The organism is Pseudomonas sp. 14P5.3.2 (assembly GCF_057799175.1).
The window spans coordinates 89,614-115,268 of sequence record NZ_JBYOKU010000011.1 but is presented as its reverse complement, the minus strand read 5'-3'; the positions used below and the strand labels follow the sequence as shown (position 1 = coordinate 115,268).

20 protein-coding genes are annotated in these 25,655 nt (G+C 60.5%); 13 read left to right on the top strand and 7 right to left on the bottom strand.

Going from position 1 to position 25,655, the window contains the following annotated elements; translation table 11 throughout:
• Positions 1 to 131 precede the first annotated feature (131 nt).
• The 8 genes from nuoG to nuoN are packed head-to-tail and all read left to right on the top strand — an operon-like array spanning position 132 to position 10,125.
• Positions 132 to 2,846 carry an NADH-quinone oxidoreductase subunit NuoG gene (gene nuoG / locus AC27VU_RS11755; protein WP_488724120.1) on the top strand — a complete coding sequence of 905 codons (2,715 nt, stop codon included), beginning with the start codon at positions 132 to 134 and terminating at the stop codon, positions 2,844 to 2,846.
• Entirely contained in the window at positions 2,843 to 3,850 is a 1,008-nt protein-coding gene (nuoH, locus tag AC27VU_RS11750; RefSeq protein WP_003223797.1) for an NADH-quinone oxidoreductase subunit NuoH, read from the top strand. The genes nuoG and nuoH overlap by 4 nt, the downstream gene beginning before the upstream one ends.
• Positions 3,851 to 3,861: 11 nt before the next feature.
• On the top strand, positions 3,862 to 4,410 hold the full coding sequence (nuoI, locus tag AC27VU_RS11745; RefSeq protein WP_003223795.1) for an NADH-quinone oxidoreductase subunit NuoI: 549 nt from the start codon (positions 3,862 to 3,864) through the stop codon (positions 4,408 to 4,410).
• Between the two features lie 9 nt (positions 4,411 to 4,419).
• Positions 4,420 to 4,920, top strand: coding sequence for an NADH-quinone oxidoreductase subunit J (nuoJ, locus tag AC27VU_RS11740; RefSeq protein ID WP_003223793.1), 501 nt, complete (start codon positions 4,420 to 4,422; stop codon positions 4,918 to 4,920).
• 3 nt (positions 4,921 to 4,923) lie between these two features.
• The gene (gene nuoK, locus AC27VU_RS11735; RefSeq protein WP_003223790.1) at positions 4,924 to 5,232 is read left to right on the top strand and encodes an NADH-quinone oxidoreductase subunit NuoK; all 309 of its coding nucleotides are present in this window, start codon (positions 4,924 to 4,926) and stop codon (positions 5,230 to 5,232) included.
• The gene (nuoL, locus tag AC27VU_RS11730; protein ID WP_488724119.1) at positions 5,229 to 7,082 is read left to right on the top strand and encodes an NADH-quinone oxidoreductase subunit L; all 1,854 of its coding nucleotides are present in this window, start codon (positions 5,229 to 5,231) and stop codon (positions 7,080 to 7,082) included. Before nuoK ends, nuoL begins: the two co-directional genes overlap by 4 nt.
• 39 nt (positions 7,083 to 7,121) lie before the next feature.
• A complete protein-coding gene (nuoM, locus tag AC27VU_RS11725) occupies positions 7,122 to 8,654 on the top strand; it encodes an NADH-quinone oxidoreductase subunit M (RefSeq protein WP_003223785.1) in 1,533 nt (510 codons plus the stop codon).
• 7 nt (positions 8,655 to 8,661) lie between these two features.
• A complete protein-coding gene (gene nuoN / locus AC27VU_RS11720) occupies positions 8,662 to 10,125 on the top strand; it encodes an NADH-quinone oxidoreductase subunit NuoN (RefSeq protein ID WP_003223784.1) in 1,464 nt (487 codons plus the stop codon).
• A gap of 190 nt (positions 10,126 to 10,315) precedes the next feature.
• Here nuoN and AC27VU_RS11715 read toward each other — a convergent pair whose 3' ends face one another.
• Positions 10,316 to 10,780: a GNAT family N-acetyltransferase gene (locus AC27VU_RS11715; RefSeq protein WP_488724118.1), complete on the bottom strand. Its 465-nt coding sequence runs from the start codon at positions 10,778 to 10,780 to the stop codon at positions 10,316 to 10,318.
• 395 nt (positions 10,781 to 11,175) lie between these two features.
• Here AC27VU_RS11715 and AC27VU_RS11710 point away from each other — a divergent pair, with 395 nt between their 5' ends.
• Together AC27VU_RS11710 and AC27VU_RS11705 are read left to right on the top strand one after the other, a co-directional pair.
• Positions 11,176 to 12,501, top strand: a complete 1,326-nt coding sequence (locus AC27VU_RS11710; protein WP_488724117.1) for an OprD family porin — start codon at positions 11,176 to 11,178, stop codon at positions 12,499 to 12,501.
• A gap of 44 nt (positions 12,502 to 12,545) precedes the next feature.
• Positions 12,546 to 13,865: an acyltransferase family protein gene (locus tag AC27VU_RS11705; protein WP_488724116.1), complete on the top strand. Its 1,320-nt coding sequence runs from the start codon at positions 12,546 to 12,548 to the stop codon at positions 13,863 to 13,865.
• 118 nt (positions 13,866 to 13,983) lie between these two features.
• On the opposite strand, the gene AC27VU_RS11700 is transcribed toward AC27VU_RS11705, so the two are convergent.
• The 5 genes from AC27VU_RS11700 to AC27VU_RS11680 all read right to left on the bottom strand — a co-directional run bounded on the left by AC27VU_RS11700 (position 13,984) and on the right by AC27VU_RS11680 (position 20,466).
• Entirely contained in the window at positions 13,984 to 14,316 is a 333-nt protein-coding gene (locus tag AC27VU_RS11700) for a DUF2790 domain-containing protein (protein WP_003223776.1), read from the bottom strand.
• Between the two features lie 80 nt (positions 14,317 to 14,396).
• Positions 14,397 to 14,600, bottom strand: a complete 204-nt coding sequence (locus AC27VU_RS11695) for a co-regulatory protein PtrA N-terminal domain-containing protein (protein WP_003223774.1) — start codon at positions 14,598 to 14,600, stop codon at positions 14,397 to 14,399.
• A 212-nt stretch (positions 14,601 to 14,812) separates the two neighbouring features.
• Positions 14,813 to 17,962, bottom strand: coding sequence for a CusA/CzcA family heavy metal efflux RND transporter (locus AC27VU_RS11690; RefSeq protein WP_488724115.1), 3,150 nt, complete (start codon positions 17,960 to 17,962; stop codon positions 14,813 to 14,815).
• 15 nt (positions 17,963 to 17,977) lie between these two features.
• Positions 17,978 to 19,171: an efflux RND transporter periplasmic adaptor subunit gene (locus tag AC27VU_RS11685; RefSeq protein ID WP_488724114.1), complete on the bottom strand. Its 1,194-nt coding sequence runs from the start codon at positions 19,169 to 19,171 to the stop codon at positions 17,978 to 17,980.
• 47 nt (positions 19,172 to 19,218) lie between these two features.
• Positions 19,219 to 20,466, bottom strand: a complete 1,248-nt coding sequence (locus AC27VU_RS11680; RefSeq protein ID WP_488724113.1) for a TolC family protein — start codon at positions 20,464 to 20,466, stop codon at positions 19,219 to 19,221.
• 412 nt (positions 20,467 to 20,878) lie between these two features.
• On the opposite strand from AC27VU_RS11680, the gene AC27VU_RS11675 reads away from it, so the two are divergent.
• The 3 genes from AC27VU_RS11675 to AC27VU_RS11665 all read left to right on the top strand — a co-directional run bounded on the left by AC27VU_RS11675 (position 20,879) and on the right by AC27VU_RS11665 (position 23,581).
• Positions 20,879 to 21,553: a heavy metal response regulator transcription factor gene (locus tag AC27VU_RS11675; RefSeq protein WP_003223767.1), complete on the top strand. Its 675-nt coding sequence runs from the start codon at positions 20,879 to 20,881 to the stop codon at positions 21,551 to 21,553.
• Entirely contained in the window at positions 21,550 to 22,983 is a 1,434-nt protein-coding gene (locus AC27VU_RS11670) for a heavy metal sensor histidine kinase (RefSeq protein ID WP_488724112.1), read from the top strand. Before AC27VU_RS11675 ends, AC27VU_RS11670 begins: the two co-directional genes overlap by 4 nt.
• 394 nt (positions 22,984 to 23,377) lie before the next feature.
• The gene (locus AC27VU_RS11665) at positions 23,378 to 23,581 is read left to right on the top strand and encodes a type II toxin-antitoxin system prevent-host-death family antitoxin (RefSeq protein WP_488724111.1); all 204 of its coding nucleotides are present in this window, start codon (positions 23,378 to 23,380) and stop codon (positions 23,579 to 23,581) included.
• Between the two features lie 304 nt (positions 23,582 to 23,885).
• On the opposite strand, the gene AC27VU_RS11660 is transcribed toward AC27VU_RS11665, so the two are convergent.
• The gene (locus tag AC27VU_RS11660) at positions 23,886 to 25,628 is read right to left on the bottom strand and encodes an ABC transporter substrate-binding protein (protein WP_103485333.1); all 1,743 of its coding nucleotides are present in this window, start codon (positions 25,626 to 25,628) and stop codon (positions 23,886 to 23,888) included.
• Positions 25,629 to 25,655: the final 27 nt, after the last annotated feature.

Genomic DNA, 25,655 nt, shown 5'->3' with positions numbered 1-25,655 from the left:
TTAAAAGGCGAAGGGTCCGTGCCCTTCGCCTTTCGTCCGATGACGCCTTTCGGGGCTGACTGGATTCGGACGGATAACAAGATTCCATTAGCCACGCCCGCTGACACCGGGCCAACGAAGACCTTTGAACCATGGCCACTATCCACGTAGACGGCAAAGCGCTCGAAGTCGACGGGGCAGACAACCTGTTACAGGCATGTCTGTCGCTGGGCCTCGACATCCCTTATTTCTGCTGGCACCCCGCACTTGGTAGCGTCGGGGCCTGCCGCCAGTGCGCGGTCAAGCAGTACACCGACGAGAACGACACCCGTGGTCGCATCGTCATGTCCTGCATGACCCCTGCCACCGACAACACCTGGATCTCCATCGACGATGAAGAATCCAAGGCGTTCCGCGCCAGTGTTGTCGAATGGCTGATGACCAACCACCCGCACGACTGCCCTGTGTGCGAAGAAGGCGGTCACTGCCACCTGCAAGACATGACGGTGATGACCGGCCACAACGAGCGCCGTTATCGCTTCACCAAACGCACCCACCAGAACCAGCAACTGGGCCCGTTCATTTCCCACGAAATGAACCGCTGCATCGCCTGCTACCGCTGCGTGCGTTTCTACAAGGACTACGCCGGCGGCACCGACCTCGGTGTATTCGGCGCCCACGACAACGTGTACTTCGGTCGCGTTGAAGACGGCACCCTCGAAAGCGAGTTCTCCGGCAACCTCACCGAGGTCTGCCCGACCGGTGTGTTCACCGACAAGACTCACTCCGAGCGCTACAACCGTAAATGGGACATGCAGTTCTCGCCGAGCATCTGCCATGGCTGCTCCAGCGGTTGCAACATCTCCCCGGGCGAGCGTTATGGCGAACTGCGTCGCATCGAAAACCGTTTCAACGGTTCGGTGAACCAGTACTTCCTGTGCGACCGTGGCCGTTTCGGTTATGGCTACGTCAACCGCACCGACCGTCCACGTCAGCCAATGCTGGCCGACGGCACCAAGCTTGGGCTGGATGCTGCGCTGGACAAGGCGGCCGATCTGCTGCGCGGGCGCAACATCGTTGGTATCGGTTCGCCGCGTGCCAGCCTCGAAAGCAACTACGCGTTGCGTGAACTGGTCGGCGCCGAGCACTTCTACTCCGGTATCGAAGCCTCCGAACTGGAGCGCATCCGTCTGGTCCTGCAAGTGCTCAAAGACAGCCCGCTGCCCGTGCCGAACATGCGCGACATCGAAGACCACGACGCCGTGTTCGTCCTCGGTGAAGACCTGACCCAGACCGCCGCCCGTATGGCGCTGTCCCTGCGTCAGTCGGTCAAAGGCAAAGCTGAAGACATGGCCGAAGCCATGCGCGTGCAGCCGTGGCTCGACGCTGCGGTGAAGAACATCGGTCAGCACGAACTGAACCCGCTGTTCATCGCCAGCCTGGCCGAAACCAAGCTCGACGACATCGCTGAAGAATGCGTACACGCAGCTCCGGATGATCTGGCGCGCATCGGTTTCGCCGTGGCCCACGCTCTTGACGCCAGCGCCCCGGCCGTTGAAGGTCTGGACGCGGAAGCCCAGGAACTGGCCAAGCGCATCGCCGACGCCCTGCTCGCGGCCAAACGTCCGCTGATCATCGCCGGTACTTCGCTGGGTTCCAAAGCCTTGATCGAAGCGGCGGCGAACATCGCCAAAGCCCTGAAGCTGCGCGAGAAGAACGGTTCGATCAGCCTGATCGTGCCGGAAGCCAACAGCCTTGGCCTGGCCATGCTCGGTGGCGAATCGGTCGACGCGGCGCTGCAAGCCGTGATCGATGGCCAGGCCGACGCCATCGTCGTGCTGGAAAACGATCTGTACACCCGCACCTCGAAAGCCAAGGTCGATGCCGCGCTGAACGCTGCGAAAGTAGTGATCGTTGCCGACCACCAGAAGACCGCCACCACCGACCGCGCGCAACTGGTGCTGCCAGCGGCGAGCTTCGCTGAAGGCGACGGTACGTTGGTCAGCCAGGAAGGTCGCGCCCAACGCTTCTTCCAGGTTTTCGATCCGCAATACATGGATGCGAGCATTCTGGTTCACGAAGGCTGGCGCTGGCTGCACGCCCTGCGCTCGACCCTGCTGAACCAGCCAATCGACTGGACGCAACTCGACCACGTCACCGCTGCCGTGGCGTCGAGCACCGAGCAACTGGCGCGTATCGTCGACGCCGCACCGTCTGCCGCGTTCCGCATCAAGGGTCTGAAACTGGCGCGTGAGCCGCTGCGTTATTCTGGTCGCACCGCGATGCGCGCCGACATCAGCGTTCACGAACCGCGCACCCCGCAAGACAAAGACACCGCGTTTGCCTTCTCCATGGAAGGTTACTCGGGCTCTGCCGAACCGCGTCAGCAGGTGCCGTTTGCCTGGTCGCCGGGCTGGAACTCGCCGCAAGCCTGGAACAAGTTCCAGGACGAAGTCGGTGGTCACCTGCGTGCTGGCGACCCGGGCACACGCCTGATCGAAAGCACCGGCGATTCGCTGAACTGGTTCGCCGCTGCTCCGCGCGCATTCAACCCGGCGCCGGGCACCTGGCAGGCCGTGCCGTTCTACCACCTGTTCGGCAGCGACGAAAACTCGTCGAAAGCCGCGCCGGTACAGGAACGCATCCCGGCTCCGTACGTGGCGCTGGCCAAATCCGAAGCGGATCGCCTGGGCGTCAACGACGGTGCTCTGCTGAGCCTGAACGTGGCCGGCCAGACCTTGCGTCTGCCGCTGCGCATCAATGAAGAACTGGGCGCTGGTCTGGTGGCCTTGCCTGCGGGCATCGCCGGCATTCCACCGGCATTCGCCGGCCTGTCCGTCGACGGTCTGCAGGAGGCAGCGCAATGACCTGGTTCACCCCTGAAGTGATCGATGTGATCCTGACGGTCATCAAAGCCATCGTGATTCTGCTGGCCGTTGTGGTCGCGGGCGCGTTGCTCAGCTTTGTCGAACGTCGCCTGCTGGGCTGGTGGCAGGACCGTTACGGTCCGAACCGCGTTGGCCCGTTTGGTATGTTCCAGATCGCCGCCGACATGCTGAAGATGTTCTTCAAGGAAGACTGGACCCCGCCGTTTGCCGACAAGGTGATCTTCACCCTGGCACCGGTGGTGGCCATGTCCGCCCTGCTGATCGCGTTCGCGATCATCCCGATCACCCCGACCTGGGGCGTGGCGGATCTGAACATCGGCCTGCTGTTCTTCTTCGCCATGGCCGGTCTGTCGGTCTACGCGGTGCTGTTCGCCGGCTGGTCGAGCAACAACAAGTTCGCCCTGCTCGGCAGCTTGCGTGCCTCGGCGCAGACCGTGTCCTACGAAGTGTTCATGGGCCTGTCCCTGATGGGCATCGTGGTGCAGGTCGGCTCGTTCAACATGCGCGACATCGTCGAGTACCAGGCGCAGAACCTGTGGTTCATCATTCCGCAGTTCTTCGGCTTCTGTACCTTCTTCATCGCTGGCGTGGCCGTGACTCACCGTCACCCGTTCGACCAGCCGGAAGCGGAACAGGAACTGGCCGACGGTTACCACATTGAATACGCCGGTATGAAATGGGGCATGTTCTTCGTCGGTGAATACATCGGCATCATCCTGATCTCGGCGCTGCTGGTCACCCTGTTCTTCGGTGGCTGGCACGGTCCGTTCGGCATCCTGCCGCAACTGTCCTTCGTCTGGTTCGCACTGAAGACCGCGTTCTTCATCATGCTGTTCATCCTGCTGCGCGCTTCCATCCCGCGTCCGCGTTATGACCAGGTGATGGATTTCAGCTGGAAATTCTGCCTGCCACTGACCCTGATCAATTTGCTGATAACCGCTGCGGTTGTGTTGTGGAACACACCTGCGGTTGCGGTTCAGTGAGGATTTGACCCATGTTCAAATATATTGGCGACATCGTTAAGGGTACCGGTACCCAGTTGCGCAGCCTGGTCATGGTCTTCGGCCATGGCTTCCGCAAGCGCGACACCCTGCAATACCCGGAAGAGCCGGTCTACCTGCCGCCACGCTACCGTGGTCGCATCGTCCTGACCCGTGACCCCGATGGCGAAGAGCGTTGCGTAGCCTGCAACCTGTGCGCCGTGGCTTGCCCGGTAGGTTGCATCTCGCTGCAGAAAGCTGAAACCGAAGACGGTCGCTGGTACCCGGACTTCTTCCGTATCAACTTCTCGCGCTGCATTTTCTGCGGTCTCTGCGAGGAAGCCTGTCCGACCACCGCAATCCAGTTGACCCCGGATTTCGAGATGGCCGAGTTCAAACGTCAGGACCTGGTGTACGAGAAAGAAGATCTGCTGATCTCCGGCCCCGGCAAAAACCCTGATTACAACTTCTATCGTGTTGCAGGTATGGCAATCGCTGGCAAGCCGAAAGGCTCTGCGCAGAACGAAGCCGAACCGATCAACGTGAAGAGCTTGCTGCCTTAAGGAAGAACGATGGAATTCGCTTTCTATTTCGCATCGGGTATCGCGGTGGTGTCCACGCTTCGTGTGGTCACCAACACCAACCCTGTGCACGCCCTGCTCTACCTGATCATCTCGTTGATCGCCGTGGCCATGACCTTCTTCGCACTCGGCGCACCGTTCGCCGGCGTGCTGGAAGTGATCGCCTACGCCGGCGCCATCATGGTGCTGTTCGTGTTCGTGGTGATGATGCTGAACCTGGGTCCCGCCTCGGTTCAGCAGGAACGCACCTGGCTCAAGCCCGGTATCTGGGCCGGGCCGGTGATTCTCGCTGCCCTGCTGCTGGCCGAACTGCTGTATGTGCTGTTCGCTCACCAGAGCGGCCAGGCTATCGGCCACACCACCGTCGATGCAAAAGCCGTGGGCGTCAGCCTGTTCGGTCCGTATCTGCTGGTGGTCGAACTCGCCTCGATGCTGCTGCTCGCCGCAGCCGTCACGGCGTTCCATTTGGGCCGTAACGAGGCGAAGGAGTAAGACATGCCTGCTATCCCTCTCGAACATGGATTGGCCGTTGCCGGCATCCTGTTCTGCCTTGGTCTGGTCGGCCTGATGGTCCGCCGCAACATTTTGTTCGTGTTGATGAGTCTGGAAGTGATGATGAACGCCTCTGCACTGGCCTTCATCGTTGCAGGCGCCCGTTGGGGCCAACCGGATGGACAGATCATGTTCATCCTGGTGATCAGCCTGGCAGCCGCCGAGGCCAGTATTGGCCTGGCGATCCTGCTGCAACTGTATCGCCGCTTCCACACGCTCGATATCGACGCTGCCAGTGAGATGCGCGGATGAACCTAATCTTTCTGACTTTTGTATTCCCTCTGATCGGTTTCCTGCTGCTGTCGTTCTCCCGTGGACGCTGGTCGGAAAACCTCTCGGCGCTGATCGGCGTGGGTTCCATTGGCTTGTCGGCGATTGTCGCCGCCTACGTCATCTGGCAATTCAACGTCGCGCCGCCCGAAGGCGGTCACTACACCCTGGTGCTGTGGAAGTGGATGGCGGTCGAAGGCTTCAAGCCTGACTTCGCTCTCTACGTCGACGGCCTGTCGATCACCATGCTCGGCGTGGTGGTGGGCGTAGGTTTCCTGATCCACCTGTTCGCGTCCTGGTACATGCGCGGCGAAGCGGGTTACTCGCGCTTCTTCTCGTACACCAACCTGTTTATCGCCAGCATGCTGTTCCTGGTGCTCGGCGATAACCTGTTGTTCCTGTACTTCGGCTGGGAAGGCGTGGGTCTGTGCTCGTACCTGTTGATCGGTTTCTACTACAGCAACCGCAACAACGGTAATGCCGCACTCAAGGCTTTCATCGTGACCCGGATCGGCGACGTGTTCATGGCCATCGGCCTGTTCATCCTGTTCCAGCAAGTGGGCACGTTGAACATCCAGGAACTGCTGGTGCTGGCACCGCAGAAATTCCAGGTCGGCGACTTCTGGATCACCCTGGCGACCTTGATGCTGCTGGGTGGTGCGGTCGGTAAATCGGCGCAACTGCCACTGCAAACCTGGCTTGCGGACGCAATGGCCGGTCCGACCCCGGTGTCGGCACTGATCCACGCTGCAACCATGGTGACCGCTGGCGTCTACCTGATCGCCCGTACCCACGGTCTGTTCACCCTGGCGCCGGAAATCCTGCACCTGGTCGGCATCGTCGGTGGTGTGACGCTGGTTCTCGCAGGTTTCGCCGCACTGGTACAAACCGACATCAAACGTATCCTCGCCTACTCGACCATGAGCCAGATCGGCTACATGTTCCTGGCGCTGGGCGTTGGTGCCTGGGATGGCGCGATTTTCCACCTGATGACCCACGCCTTCTTCAAGGCCCTGCTGTTCCTTGCGTCCGGTTCGGTGATCGTTGCCTGCCACCACGAGCAGAACATCTTCAAGATGGGCGGTCTGTGGAAAAAGCTGCCACTGGCCTACGCCAGCTTCATCGTCGGTGGTGCTGCACTGGCCGCCCTGCCACTGGTCACCGCCGGTTTCTACTCCAAGGACGAAATCCTCTGGGAAGCATTCGCCAGCGGCCATAACGGTCTGTTGTACGCCGGTCTGGTCGGTGCGTTCATGACTTCGCTGTACACCTTCCGCCTGATCTTCATCACGTTCCACGGTGAAGCCAAGACTGAAGCCCACGCCGGTCACGGCATCGCTCACTGGCTGCCACTGTCGGTACTGATCGTGCTGTCGACCTTCATCGGCGCCATGATCGTTCCACCGCTGCACGGCGTACTGCCGGAAAGCGTTGGGCATGCCGGTGGCGAAGCCAAGCACAGTCTGGAAATCGCTTCGGGCGCCATCGCCCTGGCCGGTATCCTGCTGGCGGCCCTGCTGTTCCTCGGCAAGCGTCGCTTCGTGACGGCGATCGCCAACAGCGGCATCGGCCGTTTCCTTTCGGCCTGGTGGTTCGCTGCCTGGGGCTTCGACTGGATCTACGACAAACTGTTCGTCAAGCCGTACCTTGCGATCAGCCATGTACTGCGCAGAGACCCGCTCGACCAGACCATCGGTCTGATCCCGCGTATGGCCAAAGGCGGTCACACCGCCCTGAGCCGCACCGAGACCGGTCAACTGCGTTGGTATGCCGCCTCGATGGCTGCTGGTGCCGTGCTGGTAATCGGCGCCATCGTGCTGGTAGCGGTCTGATATGAACCTTGCGAATTTGCGAAAGGAAACGAGCCCGTCATGATTCTGCCTTGGCTAATCCTGATCCCCTTCATCGGCGGCCTGCTGTGCTGGATGGGTGAGCGCTTCGGCGCTACCCTCCCCCGCTGGATTGCGCTGTTGACCATGACCCTGGAACTCGCCCTCGGCCTCTGGCTGTGGGCCCACGGTGACTATTCATTTGCTCCGGCGCCTGGCGCCGATCCGACCTGGGCGCTTGAGTTCAAGCACGTCTGGATCCAGCGCTTCGGCATCAACGTGCACCTGGCCCTCGACGGCCTGTCGCTGTTGATGATCCTGCTGACCGGCCTGCTGGGTATCCTCTCGGTACTGTGCTCGTGGAAAGAGATTCAACGTCACGTTGGCTTCTTCCACCTGAACCTGATGTGGATCCTGGGCGGCGTGGTCGGCGTGTTCCTCGCCCTCGACCTGTTCATGTTCTTCTTCTTCTGGGAAATGATGCTGGTGCCGATGTACTTCCTCATCGCGCTCTGGGGTCACAGTTCTTCGGACGGCAAGAAAACCCGGATCTACGCAGCGACCAAGTTCTTCATCTTCACTCAGGCTTCCGGCCTGATCATGCTGGTGGCGATCCTCGGTCTGGTGCTGGTCAACTTCAACAACACTGGCGTGATTACCTTCAACTACGCCGACCTGTTGAAGACCAAGATGTCGATGACCACCGAGTACATCCTGATGCTCGGCTTCTTCATCGCCTTCGCGGTCAAGCTGCCCGTGGTGCCGTTCCACTCCTGGCTGCCTGATGCCCACGCCCAGGCGCCGACTGCCGGTTCCGTCGACCTCGCCGGTATCCTGCTGAAAACCGCTGCCTACGGTCTGCTGCGTTTCGCCCTGCCGCTGTTCCCGAATGCTTCGGCCGAGTTCGCGCCGATCGCCATGACCCTCGGTCTGATCGGGATCTTCTACGGTGCGTTCCTCGCTTTCGCGCAAACCGACATCAAGCGTCTGATCGCCTTCTCGTCCGTTTCCCACATGGGCTTCGTACTGATCGGTATCTACTCCGGCAGCCAACTGGCGCTGCAAGGTGCAGTGATCCAGATGCTCGCGCACGGTCTGTCGGCCGCGGCACTGTTTATCCTCAGCGGTCAGTTGTACGAGCGTCTGCACACCCGTGACATGCGTGAGATGGGCGGTCTGTGGTCGCGTATCGCTTACCTGCCGGCGATCAGCCTGTTCTTCGCCGCCGCCTCGCTGGGTCTGCCGGGTACCGGTAACTTCGTCGGAGAGTTCCTGATCCTGATCGGTACGTTCGCCAGTGCGCCATGGATCACCGCGATTGCCACTTCCGGTCTGGTGTTCGGTTCGGTCTACTCGCTGATCATGATCCACCGTGCCTACTTCGGTCCGTCGAAATCGGATTCGATCCTGCACGGCATGGACGGTCGCGAACTGATCATGGTGCTGGGCCTTGCGGTGCTGCTGATTTACCTCGGCGTTTACCCGCAACCGTTCCTCGACACTTCCGCCGCCACGATGCATGGCGTGCAGCAGTGGCTCGGCACCGCCTTCACTCAACTCGCTTCGGCCCGGTAAGAGCGCTATGGAATTCACGATTCAACACTTTATTGCGCTTGCGCCACTGTTGATCACCAGCCTCACCATTATCGTGGTGATGCTGGCAATCGCCTGGCGCCGCAACCACTCGCAGACCTTCCTGATCTCGGTCGCCGGTCTGAACCTGGCCTTGCTGTCGATCCTGCCAGCCCTGAAAGTCGCGCCTCTGGCCGTGACGCCACTGCTGCAAGTCGACACCTTCGCCTGCCTGTACATGGCGCTGATCCTGGTCGCCACCCTCGCCTGTGTAACCCTCGCCCACGCCTACCTCGGCGATGGCGGTTCGGGTTACCCGGGCAACCGTGAAGAACTGTACCTGCTGATCCTGATGGCCGCTGCCGGTGGTCTGGTTCTGGTCAGCGCGCAGCACCTGGCCGGTTTGTTCATCGGTCTGGAACTGCTGTCGGTGCCGGTCTACGGTCTGGTGGCTTATGCCTTCTTCAACAAGCGTTCGCTGGAAGCCGGCATCAAGTACATGGTGCTGTCCGCGGCCGGTTCCGCGTTCCTGTTGTTCGGTATGGCCCTGCTCTACGCTGACGCTGGCACCCTGAGCTTCAACGGTATCGGTCAGGCCCTGGCCACCACCAACCTGCCGAGCTCGCTGGCGCAGTTGGGTCTGGGCATGATGCTGATCGGTCTGGCGTTCAAGCTGTCGCTGGTACCGTTCCACCTGTGGACCCCGGACGTCTACGAAGGTGCTCCGGCGCCAGTCGCCGCGTTCCTCGCCACGGCGTCGAAGGTTGCCGTGTTCGCGGTGATGGTGCGTCTGTTCCAGATCTCCCCTGCCGCGAGCAGTGGCGTGCTGAGCGACGTACTGAGTGTGATCGCCGTCGCCTCGATCCTGTTCGGTAACCTGCTGGCCCTGACCCAGAGCAACCTCAAGCGTCTGCTCGGTTACTCGTCCATTGCGCACTTCGGCTACCTGCTGATTGCCCTGGTGGCGAGCAAGGGTCTGGCGGTGGAAGCCATCGGCGTGTACCTGGTCACCTACGTGATCACCAGCCTCGGCGCGTTCGGCGTGATCACTCTGATGTCGTCGCCATACAACGGCCGTGACGCCGACGCGCTGTACGAGTACCGCGGCCTGTTCTGGCGCCGTCCGTACCTGACCGCCGTTCTGACCGTGATGATGCTGTCCCTGGCCGGTATCCCGCTGACCGCTGGCTTCATCGGCAAGTTCTACATCATCGCTACCGGCGTCGAGTCGCACCAATGGTGGCTGGTCGGTTCGCTGGTACTGGGCAGCGCCATCGGCGTGTTCTACTACCTGCGCGTGATGGTCACCCTGTACCTGATCGAACCGAACCTGCGCCGCCACGACGCCCAGCTGCACTGGGAACAGAAGGCTGGCGGCGTAATGCTGCTGGCCATCGCCCTGGTCGCGTTCTTCCTGGGTGTGTACCCGCAGCCATTGCTGACTCTGGTTCAGCAGGCGGGTCTGGCGGGCTGATATTCGGCTGGCTGGAAACGGAAACGGCACCTTCGGGTGCCGTTTTTGTTTTACGGATTCTATGTAGCAACAAATAACCTGTGGCGAGGGAGCTTGCTCCCGCTGGGACGCGAAGCGGCCCCGCTGTTCAGCTGAGAAGCGGGGCCTGCTACGCAGTCCAGCGGGAGCAAGCTCCCTCGCCACAATGGCATCACAGTTTCTTCACCATTGGCACACAGGCCAGTTGCAGACCCGAAGGCGATTGATAAATTGCACTCCCCTCCCCGATGTAACCGCAGCACCGATAAAAGTCGACCGCATTCAACGTCGCGTCCAGACACACCTCGGTCAGCCCGAGATTCCGCGCCAAATCTTCAAGAAAGAACAGAACACGCTTGCCCAGCCCACGCTGCATGAAATCCGGACGAATGAAGATCGCGCCGATTTCACGGTAATCCAGGTCGAGCATGCCGGTCGCTACAGCCTCACCCTCAATGCAGCCCAGATAAAAGTGTTTTTCCATCAGCGTGTCGTAGCCGTCTTCGGCCGCCCCTTTGGTCCAGTCGAGCATTTGCTGCTGGCTGTAGGCACCGATGCATTGGTGCCGGATGGCCAGGCGCCGAATGTCGAACGCGATCCGCGCATCGTCCGGGGTAGCTCTTCTGATCTCGAACATTTCTCTCTCCATGAGGTATGTGCGGACGGGAATGAACCTGCGAAGGTAACAGCCATTTCTGCATAAATGTGGATCAATCAGTCCACATTTCCACAGATGCCGTGGCAAACCCGGATCATTGTGGGAGTGTGGCTCGCCCGCGAAGGCGTCGGCACATTCAATATCTTCATTGCCCGACACTCCGCTTTCGCGAGCAAGCCCGCTCCCACAGGTTGCGTGGCGTTCACAAAACCCAGGTTCGCCACATGACGAAATTGTAATTCCCCCATCACCTTGGCGTTATCCGCAGCTTGCAACGATGTGACCCGGCGACCAATGCCGGCGGGCCTTTGCCCGTCGAACAATAAAACCACGCCGACGCACGTTCCCGTTCTGCCGAACCCAAGGAGTGTTTGATGGTTAACAATACAAAAATGTCGATGGCCGCTTTAGCGGTGGTGGTCGGCTCCGGGCCGTCCATGGTGTTTGCAGAAGACAAGCCTGAGGGCTTTGTCGAAGGCAGCAGCCTGACGGTGCTCAACCGCAACTTCTACTTCAATCGTGATCATCGCGACGGCCAGTCCAGCCCCACCGGCAACGGTTATTCCGAAGCCTGGGCGCATGCGGTGATCAGCAAGTTCGAATCCGGTTTCACCCAAGGCACCGTCGGGGTCGGTGTCGATGCATTTGCCATGCTCGGCTTGAAACTCGACACCGGTGACGGCCGCAACGGCGGGCGCAGTTCGTTCGATATGCTGCCGGTCAACAGTGACGGCCAGGCGCGGGATGAATACACCAAGATCGGTGGCGCCGCCAAAGTGCGGGCCTTCGATACCGTGGTCAAGGTCGGTGATGTGTTCCCGGCCAACCCGGTGGTGGCCGCAGGTGATTCGCGCCTGCTGCCGGAAAGCTTTCGCGGTGTGACGGCGTCCAACACCAGTATCGACGGTCTGTCGATTCAGGGCGGTCGCTTGCATGCGATGAGCCAACCGGTGTCCAGCGACATGCGCGAAAATTTCGCCACGTTCTACGCCGGCCCGGTCAATTCGCCGTGGATCGCTTATGGCGGGGGCGACTACGTGCTGAACAAGAACCTCAGTTTCAGCCTGTACTCCAGTCGCCTCAAGGATGCCTGGAATCAGTATTACGCCGGCACCGCCTGGACCTATCCGCTGGCGGACGACCTGTCGCTGTTCGGCGGCCTGAACTATTACAAGGCGGTCGACGAAGGCAAGCAACTGCTCGGCCAATTCGACAACAACATCTGGAGCGGCCGCGTCGGGGTGAAACTCGGCGCGCACTCCGTCGCCCTCTCCCACCAGCGCAACAACGGCAATGACGACTTCGATTACCTGCGCCAGTCCGACTCGATCTTCCTCGATAACTCGATCCAGTACAGCGACTTCAACTCGCCGAAGGAACGTTCGTGGATGGTGCGCTACGACCTCGACATGAGCCCTTACGGCGTACCCGGTCTGTCGTTCATGACCCGTTACGCACGCGGCACCGACGCCGACTACTCCAACGCCAACGCCGTGTACATGCGCCGCGATGCCGAAGGCAATCCGCTGACCGACCAGAAGCGCTGGGAGCGCGACGTCGAAGTCAAATACGTGGTGCAGAGCGGTTCGATGAAAGACCTGTCGCTGCGTTTGCGCCAGGCCACCACCCGCGCCACGGCGTTCGAGTCGGATCTGGATGAAGTGCGGGTGATCGTCGAATACCCGCTGGCGATTCTCTGAGTTTCCCGAGCAATACCATTCACCTTTAGAAGCTCCTTGCTCCTTTGGTCAGAGGTGAATTTTTTGGCGTCCTTCGGGGCGCTTTTTTTTGCGCTGAACAAACTCATCGTTTTCTTGACCGAACCGCAAGCCACCTGCCATCTTCGCCTGCGCTGACCAACAAAAATAACGAGGGACCGATGAGTAGCCGTAAGAACCTGGAAATCGAGTACTTGCGAGGGGCTGCTGTGGCCATGACCTTCTTGTGCCATGTCACTATGATGCTGCCGTTCCATACCGATACGCTGCTGAGAATATTCTCGATTTTCATGCCCTGGACCGGTGTCGACCTGTTCTTCTGCATTTCCGGTTTCGTGGTCAGCAAGGCCTATCTGGACCATTTCGACCAACAGCGCGCCCAAGGTCAGTTCGGTCTGGCAACTGCCTGTTTCTGGCTGCGCCGCGCCTATCGCCTGCTGCCCACAGCATGGCTCTGGATACTGATTCCGCTGTTGTTTTCCATTGTTTTCAACCAATCGAACGCCTTTGGTTCGTGGTATGACAATCTGCGCAGTTTCACCGCCGTCGCGACCTTCAGCGGCAATCTGGCGATGCATTACAACTCGCTGCTGGGCCCCAGCCCTCAATACTGGAGCCTGGCGCTCGAAGAGCAGTTTTACTTCGTGTTTCCTTTTTTTCTGCTGTTTGTCACGGCCCCGCGTTGGCGGGTCATTGCCCTGTTCGCACTGATTGCGTTGCAGTTCGGTATTGATCGAAACCCCTACGGCCAACCCACAAGCATCCTCACGCACTTCCGTCTGGATGCAATGCTCTGGGGAATTCTCTTGTGCCTGTTCACCCGTACCCGCCTCTATCGGCAGATAGAACCGGTCGGGCTGGGTCAGGGGACGATCAAACCGCTGCTTTGCACGCTGTTCCTGCTGTACATGCTGGGCTCTGTCGCCATCCAGCTGATTGCCATGCCCATTGCTGTCGGCATCGTCGCGATGGTCGCGGTATTGATTGTCTGGCTGGCGAGTTATCAGAAAGGCTACATCTACTGCCCGGCGTTCATGCGCGGTCTCATGCAGTGGCTCGGCTCACGGTCGTATGGGCTCTACGTGATCCACGTGTTCACCAACCACCTGAGTACAGAGATCTGGACGCGTGTTGCCGCTAACCAAGGCGTGCCGCTGGATGGGCGTTTCACCCTTGAGCTGTTATTGACGTCGGTGGGTCTGCTGGTGCTGCTGAGCGAACTCAACTACCGCTTTATCGAAACGCCTCTGCGTCTGCGCGGCGCCGAGATTGCCCGACGCAAGTTGAACCAGGAAGCGTCTCCGCTCCCGGCCACTGTCGACGTCGAGCCCTTGCCGACCAGGTAACCCTCCTTGAACACACAGGCTAGAGAGCTGACGTCCGAAGGGCAACCTGAAAACATTGTGGGAAGGTTCTGCTTTTCCCACACAACTTTTAAATGCAGCTCCGGGGATCAGGTGTTGTTTAGCCACCACTGTTGCGGCACACGCCGGCCACGCTGTATCTGAGGGTGTTGAGTTGCCCTTGCGAGTCTTCGTAGGTCATAGCGGTAGGGACCACCGAGCAGGCAGGTTGCGGCTTCACCACGCTGACGATTTTCACCACGTCGAGCTGCATGCCGTATTCGTATTCCTTGACCACCGGCGCCGCTTTGCCGCGCTCAGCCGCGTATTGCTCCATGGCTTTGGCGTTGGCGCTGAACGCGCGCTCGAAGGTGCGATCACCGCCGCCCTCGGCCAATGCATTCACGGACATCGCCATGACGCTGGCGAACACGATCGACTTAAGCATTTTCATCTCCATTTCCTTCCCTTCCAGGCCCGAAAAAAAGCCCGGCATCGATGCGCGATGACGGGCTTGCGCAGGTTCAGGCCGCGTTAAAGATCCTGAGTTTTCTGGTCGTTCTTTTCATTGACCACCACCGGGTTGGCAGCGGCTTTTTCCTTGGCCACGAACAGCTCCACGGCGCGGTCGTTGGCGGTCATCATCCGGTCGAAGGTGCGGTCACCACCGCCTTCGGCCATGGCCAGCGACGACAGCATCAGGGCGGTTGCGAAGGCACTCAGTTGGGCGAATTTCATGGTTGATTCCTCGTTTAAGTAACTGACGGGATCAAGGTAACAAGGTGAACCTTTCGTGACGGTGGCGGGGGAATTACATATCCGTTATCTGCCGGATCAGTGCACGGAACCCATGTGGGAGCGGGCTTGCTCGCGAAAGCGGTGTGTCATCCAACATTGATGTCCACTGACACGGCCTCTTCGCGAGCAAGCCCGCTCCCACAGGAGATCACCTACTCAGACGGTACGGTGTCCTCATCCCGGCGATGGGCGATCTGGTACAGCGCGGGCAAGATCAGCAGCGTGAGGATCGTCGAGGACAGAATCCCGCCGATCACCACGGTTGCCAGTGGCCGCTGCACCTCGGCGCCGGTGCCGGTCGCCAGCGCCATCGGAATAAATCCCAGCGACGCCACCAGTGCGGTCATCAACACTGGCCGCAAGCGCGTCAGCGCGCCGACGTTGATTGCCTCCGTCAGTGAGCGCCCTTCCTCGCGCAAATTGCGAATGAACGCGATCATCACCAAACCGTTGAGCACCGCCACCCCGGACAACGCGATAAACCCCACGCCAGCGGAAATCGACAACGGAATATCCCGCAGCCACAGCGCCATCACCCCGCCAGTCAAGGCAAACGGAATCCCGGTAAACACCAGCAAGCCGTCCTTCAAATTGTTGAACATCATGAACAGCAACCCGAACACCAGCAGCAACGCCACCGGCACCACGATCTGCAAGCGCTTGGCCGCCGATTGCAGTTGCTCGAACTGCCCGCCCCAACTGGTCCAGTAACCGGCCGGCACCTGCACCTCGCGCTCGATCACCGCACCGGCCTCACTGACGAACGAGCCGATATCGCGCCCGCGCACGTTGGCGCTGACGATCACCAGACGCTTGCCGTTCTCGCGGCTGACCTGGTTTGGCCCGAGCACCAGATCGAGGCTGGCGACGTCCTTCAGGGCGATAAAACCGATCTGGTTCGCCGCACCACTCAGCGCCGGCACCGGAATCAGCAGCGCCGACAAGCCGTCGATGTCCTTGCGCATCGCGTCGGACAAGCGCACCACCATGTCGAAGCGCCGATCACCCTCGTACAAAGTGCCAGCCTGCCGTCCGCCCACGGCCACGGCGATGGTGTCCTGCACATCGCCAACGTTGAGGCCATAACGCGCCGCCTTGTCGCGATCGATATTGATGGTCAGCACCGGCAGCCCGGTAGTCTGCTCGACCTTCACTTCAGAGGCGCCGTTGACCTTCTGCATCGCCGCCGCGATCTTCGCCGCCGTGGCGTTGAGCACGTCCATGTCATCGCCGAACACCTTGACCGCGACATCGCTGCGCACGCCGGAGATCAGTTCGTTGAAGCGCAACTGGATCGGCTGCGACAGCTCATAGTTACTGCCCGGCAAGGTCGCGGCGGCTTGTTGCAACTCGGCCATCAGGGTTTCGCGGGACTTTTTCGGGTCTGGCCATTGATCCTTGGGCTTGAGCATCACGTAGCTGTCGGAGATGTTCGGCGGCATCGGGTCGGAAGCAATTTCCGCCGTACCGGTGCGGGCGAACACCCGTTCAACCTCCGGCACTTTGGCCAGGATCAGGGTCTCCAGACGCTGCTGCATGTCCACCGATTGCGTCAGGCTGGTGCCCGGCACGCGCAGCGCTTGCAGGGCGAAATCCCCCTCACTGAGGCTCGGCACAAACTCGCTGCCCATGCGGCTGGTGAGCACGCCGCTGAGCACGATCACCGCCAACGCCGCGCCCACGGCCACCGCGCGATGCGCCATGACCCAGGCCAGCGCCGGCGCATACACCCGACGTGCACCGCGCATCACCACGCCCTCTTCTTCCTTGACCTTGCCGGTGACGAACAGCGCAATCGCTGCCGGCACAAAGGTCACCGACAACAGCATCGCACCGAGCAGCGCGATAACCACGGTGAACGCCATCGGGTGGAACATTTTCCCTTCGACGCCGCTCAGGGCGAAGATCGGCAGGTACACGACCATGATGATCAACTGGCCGAAAATCAGCGGGCGCCGCGCCTCTTTCGCCGCCGCAAACACTTCCTTGAAACGCTCGGCACGAGTCAGCAAACGGCCGTGATGCTGCTGCGCGTGAGCCAGGCGGCGCAGGGTGTTTTCGACGATCACCACCGCGCCGTCGACGATGATCCCGAAGTCCAGCGCGCCGAGGCTCATCAGGTTGGCACTGACCTTGTTGCTGAACATCCCGGTGAAGGTGAACAGCATTGACAGCGGAATCACCATCGCGGTGATCAACGCGGCGCGGATGTTGCCGAGGAACAGGAACAGAATCGCGATCACCAGAATCGCGCCTTCGATCAGGTTCTTTTTCACCGTGGCGATGGCTTTGTCGACCAGGTGCGTGCGGTCATACACCGGCACGGCGATCACGCCTTTGGGCAAGGATTTGTTGATCTGTTCCAGCTTGCTGGCCACCGCTTGCGAAACGGTGCGGCTGTTCTCGCCGATCAACATGAACACCGTGCCCAGCACCACTTCACGACCGTTTTCGGTGGCGGCACCGCTGCGCAATTCACGGCCGATTTCCACGCTGGCGACGTTCTTCACCCGGATCGGCGTGCCGTCGACGTTGGCCATGACGATGTTGGCGATGTCTTCGGTACTCGCCACCTGCCCCGGCGCGCGGATCAGCAACTGCTCGCCGCTGCGCTCGATGTACCCGGCGCCGACATTGGCGTTGTTACGCTCCAGCGCGGTGATCAGATCGGTGAGCGTGAGCTTGTACGCGGCGAGGCGTTTCGGGTCCGGCGCGATCTGGTATTCCTTGGCAAACCCGCCGATGGTGTTGATCTCGGCGACACCCGGCACGTTGCGCAATTGCGGCTTGATGATCCAGTCCTGAATCACTCGCAGATCGGTCGGCGTGTAGACGCTGCCGTCTTCCTTCAGCGCGCCCTCCTGGGCTTCCACCGTCCATAAAAAGATCTCACCGAGTCCGGTGGAGATCGGCCCCATCACCGCTTCCGCGCCTTCGGGCAATTGCGCCTTGGCGATCTGCAAACGCTCGTTGACCAGTTGGCGAGCGAAGAACAGGTCGGTGCCATCCTTGAAGATCACCGTCACTTGCGACAGGCCCGAGCGCGACAGCGAACGGGTTTGCTCCAGCGCCGGCAACCCGGCCATCGCGGTTTCAATCGGGAAGGTGATGCGCTGCTCGGTTTCCAGCGGCGAGAACCCGGCGGCGCCGGTGTTGATCTGCACCTGGACGTTGGTGATGTCGGGCACGGCGTCGATCGGCAGCTTTTGATAACTGGCGACGCCGAGGCCGGCCATAAGCAGAACGGCGAGCAGCACGATGATGCGCTGCTCGATGGCAAACTGGATCAGGCGTTCGAACATGGGAACCTTCCAGAATTAATGACTGTGCTCGGCTGAGGCTTTGCCCAGCTCCGACTTGAGGACGAAGCTGCCGGCGCTGGCGACTTGCACGCCCGGTTCCAGCCCTTGGGTGATTTCCACGTGGCCGGCGGCGCGGCTGCCCAGTTCCACTGCCTGCGCCTTGAAGCCGTCGTCGGTACGGACGAACACCGTGGGTTTGTCCTCGACGGTCTGGATCGCGGTTTCCGGCACCGCGACATTGGCCTGGCGGCTGTCGGTGGCGACCCGCGCGGAGACGAACAGCCCCGGGCGCCATAAGCCCTGCGGGTTTTCCAGCGTCACGCGCACGGTCGCGGTGCGCGTCTGTTCGCCAAGCAGACTGCCGACGAAAGCCACGCTGCCAGTGACTTCAGCTTGCAATTCCGGCGCGCTCACGGTGACGGGTTTGCCTACCTGCACCTGGGTCAGATCCTTGGGCGAAACGCCGAACGTGACCCACACGCGGGACAAGTCCGAAAGGGTGAAAGCGGCCGTGGTTTCATCGACCACCTCGCCCGGCGTCAGGTGTTTTTCCACCACCACGCCATCGAACGGTGCGCGCAGTTCGTAGCGATTGCCGCCGGTGGCGACCACGCTGCCGCTGAGTACGCTGATTTTCTGCCGGGCGTTGTTCATGGCGATTTCCGCCTCTTCCAACGCTTGCTTCGCCTGGAGGAAATCCTGTTCGGCGGAGATCTTGTCCTGCCAGAGCTTTTTCTCGCGTTCGTAGGTGGTGCGCGCCAACGCCAAGCGACGTTGCGTGGCGGCCTGCTCGCTGCGCTGATCGGAAATCTGCTGACTGGCGATCACCGCCAGCAACTGGCCCTTCTTCACCGGTTGCCCGAGGTTGACCGCCACCGACTCGACCACCCCCGGCACGCGCGGCACGACGTGCGCCGTGCGGTCCTCGTCGAAGCGCACTTCGCCGGGGAACGACAGGCCGAGACTGATGCTCTGCGCCCGCGCCTCGGCCAGTTGAATGCCTGCCGCCGCGATCTGCTCGGTGCTCAATTCGATGTGGCCTTCTTCGGCATGTCCGCCTTCGGCGGCCGCGCCCTCCTCGGCGTGATCAGCATGTTCGGAAGCCTCATCGGCATGCGCGTCGATACTCGAATTGACCGGCCACATCGATCCGATGCCAATGCCCAGCGCCAAGGTCGCGACCGCGACCACCAGCAGTTTTTTATCCATGGAAACTCCTCTGCGCCGTGCTTCGCGCAGTTGTCTGAAAATGAAATTCAAGGGCTGACGCTGAGGTCGCCGAAGATCCGTTCGAGGCGCACGCGGGCATCGGTCGCCTCGCTGACGGCCTGGATGTATTGGCTGCGCGCGGCAATCAGGGTGCGCTGGGCGTCGAGCACATCGAGGAAGCCGAATTTGCCCATTTCGAAACCACGGGTGGCGCTGTCCACTGCACTTTGTGCGGCGGGCAGGATGCTCTGATTGAACGCGTCGACTTCGCCATTGGCGGTCTGCCATTGCTCAAGGCTGGTCTGGACTTCGGTGCGCAAACGCAGCTCGGTGGCGTTGCGCAGATCCCGCGCCTGATCGGTGCGCCGTGCGGCGGCGAGCACGTTGCCCTGATTGCGGTTGAACAGCGGAATCGGCATCGACAGCCCGACCACGTTGACCCGCTCACGCTCGGTTTCGCTGTACTGGCTGCCAATGCTCACGGTCAGGTCGGGAATGCGCTGCGACTTTTCCAGGCCCAACGATGCTTCGCGTTGATCGATCTGCAGTTTCGCCAGACGCAGCTCGGCGGTCTGGTTCAGACGCTCGAGCAAACGACTGGGCGGCGGCAGCGTGGCGAGGTTTTGCGTCGCGGCTTGCACATTGGTCGAGGTCGGCAACGGTGCGCCCATGACTTGCGCCAGTTGCTGATAGGCGTTGGCCTGATCGCGCTCGGCGCGGCTCACCTCCAGGCGCACTTCCGAGAGCTGCACCTGCGCTCGCGTGCCTTCGACTGGCGACGATTTACCGGCCTCGATGCGCCCCTGAGCAACGCGCACACCGTGCTCGGCCAGTTGCAGTGACTGGCGCGACAGCTGCAAGCGTTGCTGCGCGGTTTGCGCGCTGTTGAACGCCTGGATCACATCGGCGCGCAAGGCATTGCGTTTGCGCTCCAGTTCGATACCGGCGGCGTCCTGCGCACGGCTGGCGACATCGATGCGCGCGCCGCGTTTGCCGCCCAACTCAATCGGCTGGCTGAGCATCACCGTGGTGGTGCGCGAGTCGCGTCGGGTGTCTTCGGCTTCCCACGACACCTCGGGGTTGGGGATCAGCCCAGCCTGCTGCCGATCGCCCTCGGCTATGCCGATTTCCCACTGCGCGGCGGCGAGATCGGGGTTGCCGGCGACGGCACTTTGCAGCGCCTGATCCAGCGTCAAGGTCGATGCGCTGGCCAGGCTGCTACACGCCAACAACAAGAGGCCGCTGGCGGTTTTGTTCAGGCGTGATCGCGCCGTCAGTTCGATTAAACCGAGCAATGGAGGACTTCCTTTAATTCAGGATTTTTCGATGCCGCCACGTTAGGGTTTTGAACTTATCGACAAGGTGACTGGAACATTACAAATCCGTTATCCACGGTTTGGCAAAGTTGTTTTGTTCTAGGATGCGAAGTGCAAACGGCTTTGTCGTAATACATGGAAACAAATACTCGGTAGTTATCTGCCGAACAGCACTTGCCTGAATGCAATACATGTCTGTTGGCGCTTTTGTGCTGCGACAGGCTGTCGCGGATGGCCGTTTTAAAGGCCTCGGAGGTTGACCCTGTAGCCACTACAGCCTTTACCGTGTTCGTCATTCAGTTATTGAACTGCGTCCGGAAGAACTTACAAAAACCATAATTTTCCCGGCCACCTTAATTAAATATCCCTTAAATAAAAGTGGTGATAGATCATGCGAATCCTTGTCGTCGAGGACGAGCTTAAAGCTGCCGAATACTTGCATCAGGGTTTGACCGAAAGTGGTTATATCGTTGACCACGCCGCCACCGGTGCCGATGGATTGCATCTGGCGCAACAGCAGGCCTATGACCTGATCATTCTCGACGTGAACTTGCCGGAACTGGACGGCTGGGGCGTGCTGGAGCAACTGCGCCGCACCCACTCGACGCGGGTGATGATGCTCACCGCGCGCGGGCGGCTGGCGGACAAGATTCGCGGTCTGGATCTGGGCGCCGACGACTATCTGGTCAAGCCGTTCGAGTTTCCCGAATTGCTCGCGCGGGTGCGCACCCTGATGCGCCGCAGCGAAAACATACCGGTGCCGCAAGTGTTGAAAGTCGCTGATCTGGAGCTTGATCCGGGCCGGCATCGGGCGTTTCGTGGCGAGCAGCGCATCGACCTGACCACCAAGGAATTCGCCCTGCTGCACTTGTTGATGCGTCAGTCCGGCGAGGTGCTGACCCGCACGCAGATCATCTCGCTGGTGTGGGACATGAATTTCGACTGCGACACCAACGTGGTCGAAGTGTCGATCCGGCGCTTGCGGGCGAAGATCGATGACCCGTTCGACAACAAGCTGATCCACACCCTGCGCGGTGTCGGCTACGTGCTGGAGGCGCGCGAATGAAGCCGGCCAGCCTGTCGATGCGCCTCGGTTTGACCGTGAGTATTCTCGGCGCGCTGTTGGTGGTGTTTCTGGCGATCCTGGCCTATTTCGCCCTGACCCATGAGCTGAATGCGCTGTCCCGCGACAGCCTGGACAAGAAGATGGCGCAGGTTGAACACAGCCTGTCGCTGTACGTCGACGCCAATGAAGTCAGTGGCAAGCCGCACATTCTGCTCGATCAGGTCATGGGCCATGACAACCTGACGCTGACGATTTATGACCGTTCGAACCTGCGTTCGCCGCTGCTCAAGTCCGGCTCAGGACTGAAGGATCCGCGCGCCGAGTTACGCGCGGTGCGAGCCGCCACCGAGCAATTGACCTACAGCGACAGCAGCGATGGCGAGGGTGCAAAATTCCTTACCGCGTCAAAGCTGATTCGCCTCAAGGACGGCAGCCGCGTGCCGGTGCTGCTGTCGATGGACAACGCGCATGATCAGGCGCTGCTCAGTGCCTACCTGCGCTCGACGCTGATTGCCTTGCCGCTGTTGCTGGTGTTCATCGGCCTGACGGCGTGGGGCGCGGTGCAGCGTGGATTGGCGCCGCTGCGCGAGTTTCGCAAAGTGGCGGCGATGGTCTCGACTCAGGATCTGGATCATCGGCTGTCGGTGGTGAACATGCCGCAGGAGCTGAGCGAACTGGCGCAGGGCATCAACTTCATGCTGCATCGGCTGGATGCCGGGGTGCAGCAGTTGTCGCAGTTCTCCGATGACCTGGCGCATGAGTTGCGCACGCCGATCAACAACCTGATGGGCAAGGCGCAGGTGACGCTGTCTCGTGAGCGCACGACCGAGGAATACCAGGACGTGTTGGTGTCCTGCACCGAGGAGCTGGAGCGCGTGGCGCGGATTGTTTCCGACATGCTGTTTCTCGCGCAGGTCAGTCATCCGTCGGCGCTGGCGCCGTTTGAATCGGTGGCGCTGGAGGATGAAGCGGCGAAGGTCGCGGAGATGTTTTCGCTGTCGGCGCAGGACAAGCAGATTCATTTGAATGTTGTTGGTTGCGCATCGGTGCTGGGCGATCGATTGATGATCCAGCGGGCGATTTCCAATCTGCTGTCGAATGCGCTGCGTCATTGCCCGAACGGCAAAACCATCACCTTGCTGATCGAGCAAGGCGCGACGCAGGCTTCACTGCTGGTCAGCAATCCCGGCGCCGGCATCGAGGCGCAACATCTGCCGCATCTGTTCGACCGCTTCTACCGCGTCGACAGCGCCCGCTCGCGCTCGCAGGGCAGCACCGGGCTGGGACTGGCAATCGTGCGTTCGATCATGAGCTTGCATCAGGGAGTAGCCGAGGTGAAGAGCTTACCCGGCGTCATGACCGTATTCCGCCTCGGTTTTCCTGCGGCGACACCCATGGCCCCATCGCTTGCAGGCAAGCTCTCACAGTGATTTGCGGGGTACTCAGGTTTTGTGACCACCACTGAAACCTGTAGGCCTTCGCCTGCTCGCGATGGCGGTGGGCCCTTCAACATCTGCACTGCCTGATACTCAGCCTTCGCGAGCAGGCTCGCTCCCACAGGGACAGTAGTCATTCACAAAATGTGTCGACGCCGCCAAAACCTGTGGGAGTGAGCTTGCTCGCGAAAGCGTCGGATCAGGCGATATCCATGTTGAATGTCAGAATGGGAATCGGAAGTTTTGTACGATTTTTTACCGATACGCTCTCGTCTCCGCACAAACTCCGAAAGCTCCCGCCCTAACATCCGCCTCGTCCTACAGCCAGCCTTGAGTGGGTAGTTTTATGGTGAAGGTCTTTGCAGGTAGAAGAACGATGGGGGGCACTATGAGCAGAGACATGTTTTGTGAGTTGGTTGCAGAAATCGAGACTCTGGCAGTCCAAGGTCGGGCGCAGCGCCTTTTCGCTCACACAGGAAAAACCGGCACACCACGAATTGGCGCTATGAAAGGCAAGTTGGTGCTGCCTGAAGATTTCGATTCGCCATTGCCTGACGCCATGCTTGATACCTTTGAAGAAACTCAAGCATGAAGCTGGCATTGACCGATGCCCTTTAGTAGCTGCTGCAGTGGGCAGGGTATTTTTGAGTTTTGTGAACACCACTGCAATCTGTGGGATTGCTTGCCTGCAAGCGATGGCGGCGTGTCAGTCACTATCCATGCTGAATGGCAGACCGTATTCGCGAGCAAGCTCGCTCCCACAGTAATCTCGATTGTGATCGGCATTTATGAACGATACAGATCCAGTGTGGGAGCGAGCCTGCTCGCGAAAGCGGTAGATCAGGCAACAAAAAAACGGCACCTTCCGGTGCCGTTTGCCTTTCACACATCAACCATCACTTACGCGCATCCGCCCACGATTTCAGCAGTTCGTTGTAGCTCACGGTCTCGCCCTGCGGCTTCTCGTTGGCCAGTTTCGGTTTCGGTGCGCCCGGCTGGTCGAACCAATATTGCGCGTCGCGTTCCGGGTTCATTTTCGGGGCGCACACTGCTTGCGCCTTGGAGCGTTCGAGACGCGACATGATCGCGTCCTGATCCTTGGCCAGACCGTCCAGCGCTTGCTGCGGGGTCTTCTCGCCGCTGGCCGCTTCGGCGATGTGGCTCCACCATAGTTGCGCCAGACGCGGATAGTCCGGCACGTTGGTCCCGGTCGGGGTCCATTGCACGCGGGCCGGGCTGCGGTAGAACTCGACCAGGCCACCAAGTTTCGGTGCCAGATCGGTCATTGCCTGCGAGTTGATGTCCGACTCGCGGATCGGCGTCAGGCCGACGATGGTTTTCTTCAGTGACACGGTTTTCGAGGTGACGAACTGCGCGTACAGCCACGCCGCGAGTTTCTGTTTCTCAGGCGTGGATTTCATGAACGTCCACGAACCCACGTCCTGATAACCAAGCTTCATGCCCTCCTCCCAATACGGCCCGCGCGGCGACGGCGCCATGCGCCACTTCGGTGTGCCATCGGCATTCATCACCGGCAGGCCCTGCTTGGTCATGTCGGCGGTGAACGCGGTGTACCAGAAAATCTGCTGGGCGATATTGCCCTGCGACGGCACCGGGCCGGACTCGGAGAAGGTCATGCCCGCCGCTTCCGGTGGCGCGTAGGCCTTGAGCCAGTCGACGTATTTCTGGGTGGCGAACACTGCCGCCGGACCGTTGGTGTCGCCGCCGCGGGTCACGCTGGAACCAACCGGGTGGCAATCCTCGACGCGAATCCCCCACTCGTCCACCGGTAAACCATTGGGAATACCCTTGTCGCCGCCACCGGCCATGGAGAACCAGGCATCGGTGAAACGCCAGCCCAGCGACGGGTCTTTCTTGCCGTAGTCCATGTGCCCGTAGACGCGCTTGCCGTCGATTTCCTTGACGTCTTCGCTGAAGAATTTGGCGATGTCTTCATAAGCCGACCAGTTCACCGGCACGCCCAATTCGTAGCCGTACTTTTCCTTGAACTTGGCTTTCAGATCGGCCCGTTCGAACCAGTCGGCGCGGAACCAGTACAGGTTGGCGAACTGCTGATCGGGCAGTTGATAGATCTTGCCGTCCGGCGCCGTGGTGAACGAGATGCCGATGAAGTCCTTGATGTCGAGCGTCGGCGAGGTGAAGTTCTTGCCTTCGTTGGCCATCAGGTCGGTGATCGCCTCGGTCTTGCCGTAGCGAAAGTGCGTACCGATCAGGTCCGAGTCGTTGACCCAGCCGTCGTAGATGCTCTTGTCCGACTGCATCACCGTCTGCAGTTTTTCCACCACGTCGCCTTCCTGCAGCAGGTCGTGGGTCAACTTGATCCCGGTGATTTCGGTGAAGGCCTTGGCCAGCACTTTGGACTCGTATTCGTGGGTGGTCAGGGTCTCCGAGACCACTTTGATGTCCATCCCGCGAAACGGCTCGGCGGCCTTGATGAACCACTTCAATTCATCGAGTTGCTGTTCGGGCGTCAGGGTCGATGGCTTGAATTCGCTGCCGATCCATTTTTTCGCAGCGTCCTCATAGGCATCGGCCCAGGCCGATGCGCTCAAACCGCTGAGTGCCAGCACGGCCGCCAATGAAATGCTATGTCGCAGCTTATTGTTTTTGTCGAACATAGAGACCTCCTGTTTGATTTTCGGAGC

Bases quoted from the DNA above. Each gene is read 5' to 3' on its own strand.
- nuoI (WP_003223795.1), top strand. From the start codon at position 3,862: ATGTTCAAATATATTGGCGACATCGTTAAGGGTACCGGTACCCAGTTG.
- nuoH (WP_003223797.1), top strand. From the start codon at position 2,843: ATGACCTGGTTCACCCCTGAAGTGATCGATGTGATCCTGACGGTCATC.
- AC27VU_RS11665 (WP_488724111.1), top strand. From the start codon at position 23,378: ATGAGCAGAGACATGTTTTGTGAGTTGGTTGCAGAAATCGAGACTCTG.
- AC27VU_RS11710 (WP_488724117.1), top strand. From the start codon at position 11,176: ATGGTTAACAATACAAAAATGTCGATGGCCGCTTTAGCGGTGGTGGTC.
- nuoJ (WP_003223793.1), top strand. From the start codon at position 4,420: ATGGAATTCGCTTTCTATTTCGCATCGGGTATCGCGGTGGTGTCCACG.
- AC27VU_RS11660 (WP_103485333.1), bottom strand. From the start codon at position 25,628: ATGTTCGACAAAAACAATAAGCTGCGACATAGCATTTCATTGGCGGCC.
- AC27VU_RS11670 (WP_488724112.1), top strand. From the start codon at position 21,550: ATGAAGCCGGCCAGCCTGTCGATGCGCCTCGGTTTGACCGTGAGTATT.
- nuoG (WP_488724120.1), top strand. From the start codon at position 132: ATGGCCACTATCCACGTAGACGGCAAAGCGCTCGAAGTCGACGGGGCA.
- AC27VU_RS11715 (WP_488724118.1), bottom strand. From the start codon at position 10,780: ATGTTCGAGATCAGAAGAGCTACCCCGGACGATGCGCGGATCGCGTTC.
- nuoK (WP_003223790.1), top strand. From the start codon at position 4,924: ATGCCTGCTATCCCTCTCGAACATGGATTGGCCGTTGCCGGCATCCTG.
- nuoN (WP_003223784.1), top strand. From the start codon at position 8,662: ATGGAATTCACGATTCAACACTTTATTGCGCTTGCGCCACTGTTGATC.
- AC27VU_RS11695 (WP_003223774.1), bottom strand. From the start codon at position 14,600: ATGAAATTCGCCCAACTGAGTGCCTTCGCAACCGCCCTGATGCTGTCG.
- AC27VU_RS11675 (WP_003223767.1), top strand. From the start codon at position 20,879: ATGCGAATCCTTGTCGTCGAGGACGAGCTTAAAGCTGCCGAATACTTG.
- nuoM (WP_003223785.1), top strand. From the start codon at position 7,122: ATGATTCTGCCTTGGCTAATCCTGATCCCCTTCATCGGCGGCCTGCTG.
- AC27VU_RS11700 (WP_003223776.1), bottom strand. From the start codon at position 14,316: ATGAAAATGCTTAAGTCGATCGTGTTCGCCAGCGTCATGGCGATGTCC.
- nuoL (WP_488724119.1), top strand. From the start codon at position 5,229: ATGAACCTAATCTTTCTGACTTTTGTATTCCCTCTGATCGGTTTCCTG.
- AC27VU_RS11690 (WP_488724115.1), bottom strand. From the start codon at position 17,962: ATGTTCGAACGCCTGATCCAGTTTGCCATCGAGCAGCGCATCATCGTG.
- AC27VU_RS11685 (WP_488724114.1), bottom strand. From the start codon at position 19,171: ATGGATAAAAAACTGCTGGTGGTCGCGGTCGCGACCTTGGCGCTGGGC.